Genomic DNA, 14,377 nt, shown 5'->3' on the forward strand with positions numbered 1-14,377 from the left:
TAGATGCCTGGCCTTTTCTCTTTTCCGGCTCACCTCACCGCAAGCTCTCGCTGCGGCGTGAAGCTGCTGTCGTCATTGTCGTAGGGTGGGTTAGCCGCGCAGCGGCGTAACCCACCACGCGTACCTGTTTTGCCCGGCGAACCCAGATACATTGGACTTCGCTGTCGACCGACGTTGGGCTTCGCTGTTAATCAACGTTGGGCTCAGCACCAACCTACGCCAAGCCACCCCTCACAGGCTCGGCATAAACCAGACCCGGCCACCGGCCTCGATGCGATCCGTCCTTATCTGGAACACCCGCTCCAGCAGGGCCTCGTCGATAAGCGCGATTCCCCCCTCGCTCACCAGCCGCCCCTGCTGCAAACAGAGGATGCGATCCGCCCAGTCGATGGCCAGGTTGATGTCGTGGATGGCGAGCACCACCAGCAAGCCCTGCCGGGCCAGGCTCTTGAGCAGCCGCAGCAGCGCCAGCTGATGATGCAGATCCAGCCCTGCCAGCGGCTCGTCCAGCAGCAGCACCCGCCCGTCCGGGTTGAGGCTGGGCCACAGCTGCAGCAGGGTGCGGGCGATCAGCACCCGCTGCTGCTCGCCGCCGGAGAGGCGGCTGAAGTCTCGTGCCAACAGCGCCTCCAGTTCGAGCGCCTCGCACAGGCTCGCCACCGCCCGGTTGCGCACCTCGGGCTCAGTGCCTTCATCCAGCCCCAGGCTCAGCACCTGGAACACCGGAATATGGAACAGCTGGGGCTGGCGCTGGGGCAGCATGGCGCGGCGCCTGGCCAGCTCGGGCCAGCTCAGGTCGGCGATCGCCTCCCCACCGAGCCGCACCGTGCCCTCGGCGGGCAGTATGCCGGCCAGGGCGCCGAGCAGGGTCGACTTGCCGCTGCCGTTGGGGCCGAGCAGGGCCACCAGCTGACCGCCTTGCCAGTCGAGATCGAGCGGCGCCAGGCGCGCGGGAATACTGAGGCCTCGTGCTTCGAGCAGGGAGGATCCAGCCAGATCAGGCATCGGCATCTTGCCTCAGTAGCAGGTAGATAAAGAGCGGGGCCCCGACCGAGGCGGTGATGACGCCGATGGGCAGCTCGCCGGCGCTCAGCACCGAACGGGCCAGCAGATCGGCACCGAGCAGCAGGGCACCGCCCCCCAGCGCCGAGGCGGGCAACAGGAAGCGCTGATCGCTGCCGCCGCACAGCCGCAGCAGATGGGGCACCACCAGGCCGACGAAGCCGATGACGCCGCACAGGGAGACCGCGAGGCCGGTGAGCAGGCAGACCGCCAGCACCAGCCGCACCCGCACCCTGTCCACATCCAGCCCCATCAGCCGCGCCTGGGCCTCCCCCAGCAGCAGCTGTTGCAGGGCCCGCCCCTGCCAGCAGAGCCAGCCGAGGGTCAGCGGCAGCACCAGCCACCACCAGGCCAGCTGCTGGCTGCCATAGGAGAGGCTGCCCATCATCCAGAACATGAACTCGCGCAGGGAGCCATCGTCGGCGAAGTACATCAGCCAGGTCATGGCGGCGTTGGTGAGGATGCCGATGGCCACCCCGAACAACAGTAATTTGGTGTGGCCGAGCCTGGCCCGCCGCGCCAGGCGGATCAGCAGCATGGTCACCAGCAGGGCGCCGCCGAAGGCGGCCAGCGACAGTCCCCAGCCTGGCAGGTAGACGCCGAGGGATTTCGCCACTGCCATCGCCACCATGGCCGCGAGTCCGGCCCCGCTCGACACGCCGAGCAGGCCGGGCTCGGCCACCGGATTATGCAGCATCACCTGCAGCACGGCGCCGCCACAGGCGAGCGCCGCCCCCGCCAGCAGGGCCAGCAGGGCCCGTGGCAGGCGCAGCTCCAGCAGGATGCGCTGCTCCAGCTCACCCAGAGGGTGCCAGGGCAGCAGCAGGAATTCCCCCCAGGCGAGGGAGAGCAGGAACAGCGACAGGACGAGCAGCGACAGGACGAGCAGCCAGCGGCGCTGCCAGCGCTGCTGGCGATGGACGAGAGCGAGATACACAGGGGATCCCCGGAGTGAGACAAGGGCCGGCTCCGAGTCGGGAGCAGGCGCGAAAGGTGCATGATAACAGCGAGTTGCCACCCGAGGTCAAGGATGGTAAGCCCGTGCCAGCGCCTCTATCTCGCCGCTGGCGATCATCTGCTGCAGCGCCAGCGCCAGCGGCTGCCTGAGGGGTTGATGGGGTGAGTGCTTGCTCATCCCCAGATAGAGCATCACAGGGTGCGGCGGGCGATAGGCCGCCTTGATGAGGCCGGCCTCGTTGTGCTGGCGCAGGGCGTAGTCCACCTGGCAGTCGGTGCCTATCATCAGCGGCAGGTGGCCGCGCGCCACCATGCGCAGCAGCTGATCCTCGGTCGGCACCCCGTGCTTGTCGAGCCGCTCGTCACCGTCGAAGGCGGCGAAATAGGCCGAGTTGAGCACATAGCCCACCTCCTGTCCCTGCAGATCGTCGTAGCGGTGCAGGGCGGAGACCGCCGCGGCCTTGCCGTAAAACGCCGGGCGACACTGGTAGTAGGCCGGTTGCAGGTAGTCGATGAAGGCGGCCCGCTCCCGGGTATGGGCCAGCCCTATCATCAGGTCGGCCTGACCGCTCTGCATCTGCTTGAGGGCCCGTCCCCAGGGCACCCGCTTGATCTCCAGCCGGATGCCGCTGCGGGCCTGCAACTGGCGCAGGATATCGATATCCAGGCCCTGGAATTCCCCATCCTCGCCGAGCATGCGAAACGGCGGCCAGACGTCGGTCGCCACCGTCAGCGTCGGCGCTCCCTGCGCCAGGCAACTAAACAGCAGACCAAGCACTCCCCAGCTTGCCTTGCCCATCCCTGTCCAACCTTTGTTGTGCCATCCTTGTGAGCTAAAAATACCCCTTGGCCCCACTTATGGAAACCCGCAAAGAAGAGATAAAATGCGATTGATTTTAAAGGAGAACCTAATGAACCCAATCATCACCAGCATAGGCCTGCTGATCTGCAGCAACGTCTTCATGACCTTCGCCTGGTATGCCCATCTCAAGAGCATGAATCACAAACCCTGGATCATCGCCGCCCTGGTGAGCTGGGGCATCGCGCTGTTCGAGTACCTGTTGCAGGTGCCTGCCAACCGCATCGGCCACACGGTGCTGACGGTCGGCCAGCTCAAGATACTGCAGGAGGTGATCACCCTGACGGTCTTCGTCCCCTTCTCCATCTTCTATCTGAAAGAGGACCTGAAGTGGGACTACCTCTGGGCCGGGCTCTGCATCCTGGGGGCGGTGTTTTTTGTGTTTCGCGAGAAACTCACCGGTGCCTGACGCTATACACTCAACCACATCGATAACCACCGCATCCCTTTGAGCGACGAGGCAAAACATGGAATTGCGAGACATGCTACAGACGCTGGCCAGCCAGGATGGCTCAGACCTCTACCTCTCCACCGGTGCGCCGCCCTGCGCCAAGTTCAACGGCGCCCTGCGCCCCCTGAGCGAGACCAGCCTGGAGCCGGGTGAGGTGGCCAGGATCGCCGCCGATCTCATGGACTCGGAGCAGAAGCAGCAGTTCGAGAAGGAGCTGGAGATGAATCTCGCCATCTCCCTGCCCCAGATAGGGCGCTTTCGGATCAACATCTTCAAGCAGCGCAACGAGGTCTCCCTGGTGGCGCGCAACATCAAGACCGAGATCCCGCGCTTCGAGGATCTCAAGCTGCCCCCTGTGCTGCTCGACACCATCATGGAGAAGCGCGGCCTGGTGCTGTTCGTCGGCGGCACCGGCTCCGGCAAGTCCACCTCGCTGGCGGCGCTGATCGACCATCGCAACCGCAACCACAGCGGCCACATCATCACCATCGAGGATCCGGTGGAGTTCGTCCATCGCCACCGCAAGAGCATCATCAACCAGCGGGAGGTGGGGGTGGATACCCGCAGCTTCCACGCCGCGCTGAAGAACACCCTGCGCCAGGCGCCGGATGTGATCCTGATCGGCGAGATCCGCGACCGCGAGACCATGGAGCATGCGCTGGCCTTCTCCGAGACCGGGCACCTCGCCATCTCCACCCTGCACGCCAACAACGCCAACCAGGCGCTGGATCGCATCATCAACTTCTTCCCGGAGGAGCGCCGCCCCCAGCTGCTCAACGATCTGGGCAACAACCTCAAGGCGTTCGTCTCCCAGCGGCTGGTGAAGACCACGGATGGCGGCCGGCGGGCGGCGGTGGAGGTCATGCTCGGCACCCACACCATCCGCGACCTCATCAAGCGTGGCGAGTTTGGCAGCCTCAAGGAGATCATGGAGAAATCCAGGGCGCTCGGCATGGTCACCTTCGACAGCACCCTGTTCGATCTGGTGGTCGAGGGGGTGATCGACGAGGAGGAGGCGGTGAAGAACGCCGACTCGGCCAACAACTTGCGCCTCAAGATCAAGCTGTGGCAGGAGAAGGGCTCCCTCGCCAACAGTGCGGATGCCAGCGGCTGGAGTCTGGAGCCCACCAAGGATGACAAGGACGAGCTGTTCTAGTCAGGAACTGCCCCTCCCCCGTGAACACATAGCCGCCATGACGGCTATGTGTTCAACAGCGGCGTCGCTGACGCCCCCTCTTCTGCGCATGCCCCTTTACTCTCCATACGGCCACTGGGCGCGCAATCCCCCTCTCGGCAGTGTCGCTCGCTCACATAAATGACAAAAAAATCAATTTGAATCCCGAGCTCGCATGAAAGCCCTTTCGCGTAGGCTTCAAAGGAGGCACAATCAAGGGGATATATCAACAAAGGGGTACTCGATGTTGTTACAACCTGCCAATACAGCAAAATCCAGACAGCTGCTGAACGAGACCATGGCCCTGGTTCTCGCAGGAGGGCGGGGCAGTCGCCTCAAGCAGTTGACCGACAACAGGGCGAAACCGGCGGTGCACTTCGGCGGCAAGTTCCGCATCATCGATTTCGTGCTCTCCAACTGCATCAACTCCGGCATCCGCCGGGTCGGCGTGGTCACCCAGTACAAGTCCCACAGCCTGCTGCGTCACCTGCAATCGGGCTGGTCCTTCCTGCGCTACCAGATGAACGAGTTCATCGACCTGCTCCCCGCCCAGCAGCGGGTGGATGAGGTCAACTGGTATCGCGGCACCGCCGATGCGGTCTATCAGAACCTGGACATCATTCGCGATCACGGCCCCAAATACGTGGTGGTGCTGGCGGGGGATCACATCTACAAGATGGACTACGCCGCCATGCTGCTCGATCACGTCAACCTAGGTGCCAGGGTGACGGTGGCCTGCATCGAGGTGCCCCGCCAGGAGGCGAGCGCCTTCGGCGTGATGGCGGTGGATGAGGATCGCAAGATCCACGCCTTCGTCGAGAAACCCGCCGACCCACCCGCCATGCCCGGCAAGGCCGACACCGCGCTGGCCTCCATGGGGGTCTACATCTTCGAGGCCGAGTATCTCTACCAATTGCTGGAAGAGGATCTCGCCAACGACGACTCCCACCACGATTTTGGCATGGACGTGATCCCGCGGGTGGTCAAGGAGGGCACCGCCTATGCCCACCCGTTCGGCCTCTCCTGCGTCGGTGGCGACCCGCAACAACGCCCCTACTGGCGCGATGTGGGCACGGTGGACTCCTTCTGGGAGGCGAACATGGATCTCGCCTCGGTGACCCCGGAGCTCGATATCTACGATCAGGAGTGGCCCATCTGGACCAGCCAGAAGATGACGCCCCCCGCCAAGTTCGTGCAGGATCAGAACGGCCAGCACGGCATGACCATCAACTCCCTGTTCTCCGGCGGCACCATCGTCAGCGGCTCCTTCATCGTGAGCTCGGTGTTGTTCACCAACGTGCGGGTCGACTCCTTCTGCACCCTGGATCAGGCGGTGATCTTCCCCGGGGTCGAGATAGGAGCCGGTTGCCGGCTGCGCCGGGTGGTGATCGACAAGGGCTGCAAGCTGCCGGATGGGCTGGTGGTGGGGGAAAACGCCTGTGAAGATGCCCGCCGCTTCCACCGCTCCGAGCAGGGCATAGTGCTGGTCACCCAGGAGATGCTGGCCGCGCTGTGATCCCGGGCCGCCCTCCGGGCACGGCACGAAAACAAAAAGGACCCGCCATCGGCGGGTCCTTTTTTACTGATGAAGCGCGCAGATGTTCGGGGATCAGCACCGCTGGATCAGGCCGATCCGGCCGGGTTCACACCACTCGAACATCACCTCCAGGCTCTTGCCGCAGCAACTGCCGCCACACTGCTGGCTCTCCTGCTTGGTGACACGCCCCTTGCGCATCCAGACCCCGAGCATGGCCTCCACCGCATCTTCCGAGGTGTGGAAGTGGCGAGCCAGCTCCCGTCGGCTCACCCTCTTCTGGGTCGCCAGGTAGTCCCCCAGCTCTCGCAATATCATGGCCGCACCTCCCGTCGAGAATCCATCACAGGGTCACCACCTTGCGGGCGACTATGTCGCCGTGGCGCCGACCACCCCACCACAGCAGCAGCAGGGAGAGGCCGTAGCTGGCTATCCACAGCAGGCTCTGCTCGGGGTGGGCGGCGAAGGTGGCCGCCTGATAGAAGACGGTGGCGCACAGGAAGGCCATGTAGTTGCACCAGGCGGCGGTGAACAGGGCCCACTGGCGGCCGGTCTCCCGCACCAGGGCGCCCATGGCGGCGGCGCAGGGCATGTAGAGCAGCACGAACAGCAGGTAGGCGAAGGCACCGGCCGCCCCGTCGAAGTGGGTCTGCATGTTGCCGTAGGTGGAGGTGTCGACCTCCTGCGCCTGCGCGGCGGCCTGCTGATCCTCCAGCTCGCCGACCTTGAGCCCCATGGGATCGGTCGGGTCTATGTCCGCCAGGTTGGCGGGGATGGTGGCGAGCGCCTCCTGCAGGCTGCCCAGCAGGGAGTATTCCGCCGCCTCCTCGTCATCGCCGCCGCCGGCATAGAGGCTGTTGAGGGTCGCGACCACGGCCTCCTTGGCGAAGATGCCGGTCAGGATGCCGACCGTGGCCTGCCAGTTCTCTTCCCGCACGCCTATGGGGTGCAGCACCGGGGTCACCGCCTGGCTGAGCTTGCTCAGCACTGAGCGCTCCTGATCCTGGTTGCCGAAGCTGCCGTCTGTCCCCAGAGAATTGAGCACGCTCAGCACGGCCACCATCAGCACTATGGTCTTGCCCGCCCCGAAGATGAACGCCTTGAGCTTCTGCCAGGTGCGGATCCCCACGTCCACCGGACGGGGCCACTCGTAATCCGGCATCTCCATCACCAGGGAGTCGCTCTTGCCCGGCAGCAGGGTGCTGCGCAGCAGCAAGCCGGTGAGCACCGCCACCAGGATGCCGATGAGGTAGAGACCGAACACCAGGTTCTGGCCGGATGCCGGGAAGAAGGCCACCGCGAACAGGGCATAGACCGGCAGACGGGCGCCACAGGACATGAACGGCGCCATGGTCGTGGTCATCAGCCGCTCCCGCTCCGAGTTGAGGGTGCGGGTGGCCATCACCGCCGGCACGGTGCAGCCAAAGCCCATCAGCATGGGCACGAAGGCCTTGCCGGGCAGGCCGAGGCGACGCATCAGGGCATCCACCACGAAGGCGGCGCGGGCCAGGTAGCCGGAGCTCTCCAGCACCGCCAGGAACAGGAACAGGCAGCCCACCACCGGGATGAAGGTGGCCACCGTCTGCAGGCCGGCGCCTATGCCGTCCGCCAGCACGGCCCCCAGCCAGTCGGGGGCCGCGATCAGCCCCAGCAGGTGGTGCACCCCGTCCACGAACAGGGCGCCCCCCATGATGTCGAAGAAGTCGATGAAGGCGCTGCCCACCTTGATGGCGAACATGAACATCAGGTACATCACCAGCAGGAAGAAGGGGATGCCGACCCAGCGGTTGAGCAGCACCCGATCCAGCCACTCGCTCTGGGCGATGGTGAGCCTGCCCTTCTGCTGGCAGGCCTGCTGGCTCCAGTGATGGATGTGGCCGTAGCGCAGATCCGCCAGCTGCAGGTCGATGTCCTGGGTATGATGGGCCCGCTTGACCAGGTTGCTGGCCGCGGCCTGCTGACCCGGCAGCAGGGTCTCCTGCATGATGTCATCTTCCTCCAGCAGGCGCAGGGCGCGACCGCGCGAGGCGAGGTGATGGGGGGCGAGCAGGCTCTCCAGCTCGGCGATGTCATGCTCCAGCGGCTGGCCATAATCGAGCACCAGGGCGGGTTGCGCCTGACCGATGAACTGGTGGATCTGCGCCTTGAAGGCCGCCACCTGCTGGCGGTTGTGGGCCGACAGCGACACCACGGGGCAGCCGAGCGCCTGGCTGAGCAGCGTCTCGTCTATGGTGACCCGGCGCTTTTGCAGCAGATCCATCTTGTTGAGCACCACCACCATGGGCAGGCCCAGCTCGCGCAGCTGCAGGGTGAGGTAGAGGGAGCGCTCCAGGTTGGCGGCATCGATGACGTTGAGCAGCAGATCCGGTTGCTGGCCCTGCACGAAGCGGCTGGCGATCTGCTCGTCCAGGCTCGCCTCCTGGTTGGCCAGCGCATAGATGCCGGGCAGGTCCATCAGCTGATAGTCATGACCGGCGGCGGAGAACTCGCCCATCTTCTTGTCGACCGTGACCCCGCTCCAGTTACCCACCTGCTGGCGGGAGCCGGTCAGGGCGTTGAACAGGGAGGTCTTGCCGCTGTTGGGATTACCGACGGTTACCAGGGAGTAGCTCATACCGGTTCGACCTCGATGAGTTGAATCAGGCTCTTCTTCTGTTGCAAGTGGCTCATACCGGTTCGACCTCGATCTGCTGCGCAAGGCTCTTCTGCATGGAGAGACAGATGCCCTGGCACTGGATCTGGAGCGGGTCACCCAGCGGCGCCGCCCGCAGGTAGATGACTTCCGTCTGGGGCAGCAGGCCCATCACCATCAGCTTGCGGCGCAAGGCGCGGCCAAGATGGTTCATGTTCTTGATGCGAGCACTCTGCCCCGGCGACAACTGCGTGAGTACCATGACTGACCCCTGAAGTTAAATAACAATGATTCTCTTTTGATACGGCATTATAAGCTGGGTCTTCAACCACAATTTGCGTAAAATCAAACTTTGCTCAGCTAACCCAGACAAGAAATGCCATGACTCCAGACAACAACAGCCGCCTGGTCTACAGCACGGACGGCGGCATGATCAAGGAACAAGCCTCGGTCCAGAGCGCCTCCCCCTTCCCCATCGACGGCACCGTGCGCATCAGACGCGAGACCAAGGGACGCAAGGGCGCCGGCGTCATCACCATCCATGGGGTGCCCGCCGACCAGCAAAAAACCATCGCCACCCTGCTCAAGAAGAAGTGCGGCACCGGCGGCGGGCTGAAGGATGGCATCATCGAGATCCAGGGTGACAAGCGGGAGCTTATCAAGGCCGAGCTGGAGAAGGCCGGCTTCGGCGTCAAGCTGGTGGGTGGTTAATTCCTCCTTGTTTCCCCTGCGCTTTTTCCCTAGAATGCCCGCTCCCATCGAGGGGGAGTAGTCTCGCCGCGGCGCCCCAAATGCCGCGCGCGATCCTGATCAACATACTTGGTGCCAACTCACCATGGTCAGGATGATCCGGGCAATGCCGGATTTGACAAGACCTTTGACGGGCCAGTGCCAATACCGGGGACGGATGGCGCAGGCTTGTCTCTGGTTTATAACAATTCCGTCCCCCGGTTATTTTTATGGAAGCCTTGTTAACCTCAACCCTCAGCGTGGCCATCGCCGAAATCGGCGACAAGACCCAGCTGCTGGCGTTACTGCTCATCTGTCGTTTTCGCAAACCCTGGCCCATCATCGCCGGCATGCTGGTGGCTACCCTGCTCAACCATGCGGGCGCGGCCTGGATAGGCGGGTTCATCAGCAACTGGCTCGATCCCAAGATCATGACCTACCTGGTAGCGGCAGCCTTCATCGCCATGGCGGTCTGGATCCTGGTGCCGGACAAGATGGACGACGAGGAGAGTTCCCTCGACAAGTACGGCCCCTTCATGGCCACCTTCGTGCTGTTCTTCATCGCCGAGATCGGCGACAAGACCCAGATAGCTACAGTACTGCTGGCGGCCAAGTACGACTCCCTGACCCAGGTCATCGCCGGCACCACCCTCGGCATGATGCTGGCGAACGTGCCCGTGGTGCTGCTCGGCAAGCTCGGCGCCGACAAGCTGCCGCTCAAGGGGATCCGCATCGCCTGCGCCATCCTCTTCGTGGGGCTGGGGATCAGCACCCTGCTGTTCGTCTGACCGGCGTCGGCCCAAGGCGCCGGGATCGGCGTGAGCACTGACCCAGAACGCCTGCACGCCGCCAAGACATGGCCAGCCCCCTGGCATCATCGAGCCCCCTCCTCAGGTCGGGGCTTTTTTGTGCCCCCGTGACGGCAGGCCCTTGTCGCACCCGCCCAGGCGGGGCCTGCCCCGGGCCGCGGCGCCGTGCCATAATGCGTCAAACCCCGGTTTCGACCGGCTTTCAGGAGCCTTGCCATGCACCCCACCTCAAGACAGACGCTACTCGACTGGGTCAGACGCGGCCGCCTCGCCCCGGCCAACCTGCCGGCGGCCCTGGCCCTGCTGGAGCTGCCCCCCGCCAGCGCGCGCTGGCAGTGGCTGTTCGATCGCCTGCTGCTCTGGCTCGGCAGCCTCTGCCTCGGCGCCGGGCTGGTGTTCTTCGTCGCCTTCAACTGGCAGGAGCTGGGCCGCCTGTCCCGCCTCGCCCTGCTGGAGCTACCCCTGCTCGCCATGCTGGTGCTGCTGTGGCGCAAGCCGCTGGCGGACACCCCGCGCCAGGCCCTGCTGCTGGCCGTGGCGCTCAACATCGGCGCCCTGCTGGCCCTGGTGGGCCAGACCTACCAGACCGGCGCCGATCCCTGGCAGCTGTTTGCCACCTGGACCCTGCTGCTGATGCCGCTGGCCGCCCTCGGCCGGAGCCCCCTGCTCTGGACCCTCTGCTGGCTGCTCGGCCAGCTGGCGCTGGTGCTCTACTGGCGGCTCGGCCTGTTCGACTTCTTCTTCGCCTTCGATGAGGAGGCGCTCGGCTGGAGCCTCACCCTGTTCAACGCCGCCCTCTGGGGCGCACTCCTGCTGGTGCCCGCCCGCTTCAGGCTGATGCCCTCCTGGCTGCCGGGTCTGGCCGCCGGGCTCGGCGTCACCCTGCTGGCGCTGCTGTCCCTGTTCGAGGCCGCCTCCCCCTGGGTCTGGCCGCTCTGGCTCGGCTGGCTGGTCGCGGCCTATGCGCGCTGGCACGGCCGTTTCATCGCCGGGCTCGCCATGGGTTGCCTGAGCCTCATCGCCGTCATCCTGGCGGCCCTTGGCAAGTGGATGGAGCCCGATGTGAACGGCTTCCTGCTGCTGAGCCTGATCGCCATCGGCCTCTCTGTCATGGCCAGCCGCTGGCTGCAACAACAACGGAGGTCCCATGTCTGAGCCGATCCTCTGGTCGCCCCTGCTGGCTATCCCATCGCCATCGGACTTTCATGGTCATGGCCAGCCGCTGGTTGCAACAACAACGGAGGTCCCATGTCTGAGCTGACTCCCTGGCAGCGGCTGCTGGCCGCCAGTCTGGTCGAGGGTGAGGCGCCCCTCGATGAGCAGCCCCACTGGTCGAGCCGCTTCCTGCTCGGCATAGTCGGCTGGCTGGCCGCGCTCTTCCTGCTGTTCTTCCTGTTTATGGCCTTCGAGGGTGTCATCCGGGAGGCCGACCATGCCCTGGCGATGGGCGCCATCCTGATGGCCGCCGCCCTCGGGCTCAATCGCAAGGCCAGCCGCGGCGATCTCTGGGATCAGTTCGTGCTGGCGCTGGCGCTGGCCGCCGATGCCTGGCTGCTCTATGGCCTCATCGACCGGGTCGATCTGCACTCGGCCATCCTCTGGCTCGGCCTCTGCGCCCTCTCCTTAGGGATCGCCGCCCTGTTCGAGCACTGGTTGATCCGGCTGTTTCACAGCTTCGCCGCCGCCATCCTGCTCACGCTGGGGCTGGCCTGCCTCGGTCTGCAACTGCTGGCCCTGCCGCTGGTGATGGCGGTGCTCACCGCCTGCTGGCTGCTGGCCGAACGCCAACCCAGCCGTCACCAGCTCTATGAGTCCCTCACCCTGGGGCTGGCGCTCTCCCTGCTGGTGCTGGGCCGGCTGCATCATCCGCTGTGGGACGGGGGCGCCAGCATGCTCGACGAGCTGGGCCACTCCCGCCTGCCACTCTGGATCAACCCCCTGCTCTGCGCCGCCCTGCTGCTCGGAGTCATGGTCCGGCTGAAGCTGCCGCTGCTGTATGGCCTGCCGCTGGTGCTGATCAGCGCCCTCATTCCCGGCATGGGGGCCGGTGCCCTGGTGCTGGTGCTCGGCTTCTACGCCGGCAGCCTGGGGCTGATGACGCTGGCGGGCCTGCTGCTGCTCGGCTTTGGCTCCCTCTATTACTACGATCTGGGGCTGACCCTGATGACCAAATCCTGGCTGCTGCTGGGCTCGGGCGCCCTGCTGCTCGGCGCCCGCCAGTTGTTGAAAATCCTCGGCAAGGAGATCCCATCATGAGACGACTCGCCCTCCTGCTGACCGGCCTCGCCATCCTGGCGGGCATCAACTTCACCGTCTGGCGCTACGAGCACGCCATGCGCAGCGGCGAGGTGGTGCTGCTCCGGCTGGCGCCGGTCGATCCCCGCTCCCTGATGCAGGGGGACTACATGCGCCTCAACTACGAGCTCGCTCGCCAGCTGGGGAGCCTGACGCCAGACGCTGCCCCGGCGACCGACACCCTGGTAATCCGGCTCGATGAGCATCAGGTGGCGCACTGGGTGGCCGATGGCAACCCCGAGGCCCCCACCCGGGATCAGCGCCTGTTGCAGGTCCGCCGGCAGCACAACCAGTGGTGGATAGGGCCGGATGCCTTCTTCTTCGAGGAGGGCAGCGGCGCCCAGTACGAGGCGGCCCGCTACGGCGAGTTCCGGCTGCAGGCCGATGGCAAGACGCTGCTGGTGGGATTACGTGACGAGGCATTCAACCCCATAGGCCGCACCCGCTCGGCCTGGTAAGCGGCGGGTGGTTCTAACGAGGCGGGAGAAGGTGCCCCGCCTAGGCTCCCGGCCGGGATAAGCCGGCTAATGCCCCTAGCGTCAGAAGGCCGGCTGCCCCGGCTGCGGCTGGCGAAACCCCGCGACTCGGCGACACTTGAAGCGAACCACACGTAGCAGGAGGGCCGGGATGAGAACATGGATGTCAGTTGCCGCACGCGCCGCCACACTTTCTGCCGCCCTCTCGGTCGCCCTCTCTGTTGGCTTAGGTGGCGTGCTGGGCTGGACGGCCCAGGCCAGCCCCGCGCTCGGCAAGCTGCACTACCTCACCGAGGAGTACAAACCCTACAACTTCACAGGCCCATCCGGTGAGCCCACCGGCCTCGCCGTCGAGCTGCTGCAACGGGTGTGGCAACAGACCGACACCCCGGCGCAGCCGATCGGCATCCTGCCCTGGGCGCGGGGCTACTACCTGCTGACCCAGAAACCCAACGTGGTGCTCTTCTCCACCGCCCGCACCGAGGCGCGGGATCCCCTGTTCAAATGGGCCTGCCCCATCGGCTATGCGGAGATAGTGCTGATGGGGCTGGCCAACCGCGATATCCGGCTCGGGGCGCTGGCGGAGGCCCAGCAGTACCATATCGGCGCCGTGCGCACCGACGTCGGGGAGCAGCTGCTGCTCAACAGCGGCTTCGACGAGCAGAAGATCATGACAGCCAACCGCCTCCCCCAGGCGCTCAAGATGCTCACCTCGGGTCGGGTCGATCTCATCTCCAGCAACAAGACCACCTTGCTGGAGCTGATCGCCGCCCAGCAGCTGGATCCCGCCGACTTCGAGGTGCGCTGGGTGTTGAGCTCGGAGCAGTTCTGCTTCGCCTTCAGCCATCCCATCGACGATGCGCTGGTCAGGGAGTTTCAGCGCGGCCTGGCCCAGGTGCTGGCCAGCAGCGACTTCCAGCAGTTGCAGGCCAAATACCTTCCGGTGCGCTAGCCCGAACTTGCAACAAAAAGAGGCCCACGCGGGCCTCTTTTTTATCGGGGGATGGGAGAAAAGACCGTCAGGCGGCCGGGGCACCATCGAGAGGGGGAGGGACTACTTGACCCGCATCAGGCGATGGCTGATGCCGCCGAACTCGAGCTGGATCGCCTGGGAGCGCTGCATCTTGTTCACCCGTTGCAGCATGGCCCCGTCGTAGCCCTTGCGGACCATCCACTGCATGGGCTCCTCGAAGCTGCCTTCATTGACGATAAAGGTATCTGTGTAGGCGTCGTGCATGATGCTGACCACCCAGATGCGCTGCTGAAACTCCGAGAGTTCCGCAAAGAGATCGGCCACTTTCGCCGTCAGGGCGCGGTAACGGCTGATAACGCGGTTTGCCATGGTAGAGGATGCCTGTGTGGGGGGAGAAGCATCCTAGCATCGCGGGCCCGGGGGCAA

At 65.1% G+C, this 14,377-nt stretch carries 16 protein-coding genes; 9 read left to right on the forward strand and 7 right to left on the reverse strand.

Annotated elements, in window-relative coordinates:
* Positions 1 to 231: 231 nt before the first annotated feature.
* From EL255_RS12820 to EL255_RS12830, 3 genes are all read right to left on the reverse strand, one after another.
* Positions 232 to 1,011: an ATP-binding cassette domain-containing protein gene (locus EL255_RS12820; protein WP_042654695.1), complete on the reverse strand. Its 780-nt coding sequence runs from the start codon at positions 1,009 to 1,011 to the stop codon at positions 232 to 234.
* Complete coding sequence (gene btuC, locus EL255_RS12825; RefSeq protein ID WP_042654694.1) at positions 998 to 1,999, reverse strand: vitamin B12 ABC transporter permease BtuC; 1,002 nt, start codon at positions 1,997 to 1,999, stop codon at positions 998 to 1,000. Before btuC ends, EL255_RS12820 begins: the two co-directional genes overlap by 14 nt.
* A gap of 87 nt (positions 2,000 to 2,086) precedes the next feature.
* On the reverse strand, positions 2,087 to 2,818 hold the full coding sequence (locus EL255_RS12830; protein WP_042654693.1) for a substrate-binding periplasmic protein: 732 nt from the start codon (positions 2,816 to 2,818) through the stop codon (positions 2,087 to 2,089).
* A 112-nt stretch (positions 2,819 to 2,930) separates the two neighbouring features.
* Between EL255_RS12830 and EL255_RS12835 the strand changes: the two genes are divergently transcribed.
* The 3 genes from EL255_RS12835 to glgC all read left to right on the forward strand — a co-directional run bounded on the left by EL255_RS12835 (position 2,931) and on the right by glgC (position 6,019).
* The gene (locus tag EL255_RS12835; protein ID WP_042654692.1) at positions 2,931 to 3,287 is read left to right on the forward strand and encodes a DMT family protein; all 357 of its coding nucleotides are present in this window, start codon (positions 2,931 to 2,933) and stop codon (positions 3,285 to 3,287) included.
* 58 nt (positions 3,288 to 3,345) lie between these two features.
* Positions 3,346 to 4,485, forward strand: coding sequence for a type IVa pilus ATPase TapW (gene tapW, locus EL255_RS12840; RefSeq protein WP_042654691.1), 1,140 nt, complete (start codon positions 3,346 to 3,348; stop codon positions 4,483 to 4,485).
* Positions 4,486 to 4,747: 262 nt separating this feature from the next.
* The gene (gene glgC, locus EL255_RS12845; RefSeq protein ID WP_042654690.1) at positions 4,748 to 6,019 is read left to right on the forward strand and encodes a glucose-1-phosphate adenylyltransferase; all 1,272 of its coding nucleotides are present in this window, start codon (positions 4,748 to 4,750) and stop codon (positions 6,017 to 6,019) included.
* 93 nt (positions 6,020 to 6,112) lie between these two features.
* Here glgC and EL255_RS12850 read toward each other — a convergent pair whose 3' ends face one another.
* The 3 genes from EL255_RS12850 to EL255_RS12860 are packed head-to-tail and all read right to left on the reverse strand — an operon-like array spanning position 6,113 to position 8,931.
* Positions 6,113 to 6,355, reverse strand: a complete 243-nt coding sequence (locus tag EL255_RS12850; RefSeq protein ID WP_042654689.1) for a FeoC-like transcriptional regulator — start codon at positions 6,353 to 6,355, stop codon at positions 6,113 to 6,115.
* A 25-nt stretch (positions 6,356 to 6,380) separates the two neighbouring features.
* The gene (feoB, locus tag EL255_RS12855) at positions 6,381 to 8,651 is read right to left on the reverse strand and encodes a Fe(2+) transporter permease subunit FeoB (protein ID WP_042654688.1); all 2,271 of its coding nucleotides are present in this window, start codon (positions 8,649 to 8,651) and stop codon (positions 6,381 to 6,383) included.
* 52 nt (positions 8,652 to 8,703) lie between these two features.
* On the reverse strand, positions 8,704 to 8,931 hold the full coding sequence (locus EL255_RS12860; protein ID WP_042654687.1) for a FeoA family protein: 228 nt from the start codon (positions 8,929 to 8,931) through the stop codon (positions 8,704 to 8,706).
* Positions 8,932 to 9,050: 119 nt separating this feature from the next.
* Between EL255_RS12860 and EL255_RS12865 the strand changes: the two genes are divergently transcribed.
* The 6 genes from EL255_RS12865 (at position 9,051) to EL255_RS12890 (ending at position 13,930) form a co-directional block, all read left to right on the forward strand.
* A complete protein-coding gene (locus tag EL255_RS12865) occupies positions 9,051 to 9,380 on the forward strand; it encodes a translation initiation factor (protein ID WP_042654686.1) in 330 nt (109 codons plus the stop codon).
* A gap of 248 nt (positions 9,381 to 9,628) precedes the next feature.
* Positions 9,629 to 10,186, forward strand: a complete 558-nt coding sequence (locus EL255_RS12870) for a TMEM165/GDT1 family protein (protein WP_042654685.1) — start codon at positions 9,629 to 9,631, stop codon at positions 10,184 to 10,186.
* Positions 10,187 to 10,423: 237 nt separating this feature from the next.
* A complete protein-coding gene (locus tag EL255_RS12875; RefSeq protein WP_042654684.1) occupies positions 10,424 to 11,362 on the forward strand; it encodes a DUF2157 domain-containing protein in 939 nt (312 codons plus the stop codon).
* Positions 11,363 to 11,455: 93 nt separating this feature from the next.
* Entirely contained in the window at positions 11,456 to 12,463 is a 1,008-nt protein-coding gene (locus EL255_RS12880) for a DUF4401 domain-containing protein (RefSeq protein ID WP_042654683.1), read from the forward strand.
* Entirely contained in the window at positions 12,460 to 12,960 is a 501-nt protein-coding gene (locus EL255_RS12885) for a GDYXXLXY domain-containing protein (protein WP_042654682.1), read from the forward strand. Before EL255_RS12880 ends, EL255_RS12885 begins: the two co-directional genes overlap by 4 nt.
* Positions 12,961 to 13,141: 181 nt before the next feature.
* A complete protein-coding gene (locus EL255_RS12890; RefSeq protein ID WP_084228406.1) occupies positions 13,142 to 13,930 on the forward strand; it encodes a substrate-binding periplasmic protein in 789 nt (262 codons plus the stop codon).
* A 102-nt stretch (positions 13,931 to 14,032) separates the two neighbouring features.
* On the opposite strand, the gene EL255_RS12895 is transcribed toward EL255_RS12890, so the two are convergent.
* A complete protein-coding gene (locus EL255_RS12895) occupies positions 14,033 to 14,320 on the reverse strand; it encodes a hypothetical protein (RefSeq protein WP_042654680.1) in 288 nt (95 codons plus the stop codon).
* Between the last annotated feature and the right edge of the window lie 57 nt (positions 14,321 to 14,377).

It is taken from the genome of Aeromonas encheleia, assembly GCF_900637545.1.
GTDB classification, from domain to species: Bacteria; Pseudomonadota; Gammaproteobacteria; order Enterobacterales; family Aeromonadaceae; genus Aeromonas; species Aeromonas encheleia.

Excerpts from the sequence above, each read along its gene's own strand:
- EL255_RS12820 (WP_042654695.1), bottom strand. The coding sequence starts at position 1,011 with ATGCCGATGCCTGATCTGGCTGGATCCTCCCTGCTCGAAGCACGAGGC.
- EL255_RS12830 (WP_042654693.1), bottom strand. The coding sequence starts at position 2,818 with ATGGGCAAGGCAAGCTGGGGAGTGCTTGGTCTGCTGTTTAGTTGCCTG.
- EL255_RS12835 (WP_042654692.1), top strand. The coding sequence starts at position 2,931 with ATGAACCCAATCATCACCAGCATAGGCCTGCTGATCTGCAGCAACGTC.
- tapW (WP_042654691.1), top strand. The coding sequence starts at position 3,346 with ATGGAATTGCGAGACATGCTACAGACGCTGGCCAGCCAGGATGGCTCA.
- glgC (WP_042654690.1), top strand. The coding sequence starts at position 4,748 with ATGTTGTTACAACCTGCCAATACAGCAAAATCCAGACAGCTGCTGAAC.
- EL255_RS12850 (WP_042654689.1), bottom strand. The coding sequence starts at position 6,355 with ATGATATTGCGAGAGCTGGGGGACTACCTGGCGACCCAGAAGAGGGTG.
- feoB (WP_042654688.1), bottom strand. The coding sequence starts at position 8,651 with ATGAGCTACTCCCTGGTAACCGTCGGTAATCCCAACAGCGGCAAGACC.
- EL255_RS12860 (WP_042654687.1), bottom strand. The coding sequence starts at position 8,931 with ATGGTACTCACGCAGTTGTCGCCGGGGCAGAGTGCTCGCATCAAGAAC.
- EL255_RS12865 (WP_042654686.1), top strand. The coding sequence starts at position 9,051 with ATGACTCCAGACAACAACAGCCGCCTGGTCTACAGCACGGACGGCGGC.
- EL255_RS12870 (WP_042654685.1), top strand. The coding sequence starts at position 9,629 with ATGGAAGCCTTGTTAACCTCAACCCTCAGCGTGGCCATCGCCGAAATC.
- EL255_RS12875 (WP_042654684.1), top strand. The coding sequence starts at position 10,424 with ATGCACCCCACCTCAAGACAGACGCTACTCGACTGGGTCAGACGCGGC.
- EL255_RS12880 (WP_042654683.1), top strand. The coding sequence starts at position 11,456 with ATGTCTGAGCTGACTCCCTGGCAGCGGCTGCTGGCCGCCAGTCTGGTC.
- EL255_RS12885 (WP_042654682.1), top strand. The coding sequence starts at position 12,460 with ATGAGACGACTCGCCCTCCTGCTGACCGGCCTCGCCATCCTGGCGGGC.
- EL255_RS12890 (WP_084228406.1), top strand. The coding sequence starts at position 13,142 with ATGTCAGTTGCCGCACGCGCCGCCACACTTTCTGCCGCCCTCTCGGTC.
- EL255_RS12895 (WP_042654680.1), bottom strand. The coding sequence starts at position 14,320 with ATGGCAAACCGCGTTATCAGCCGTTACCGCGCCCTGACGGCGAAAGTG.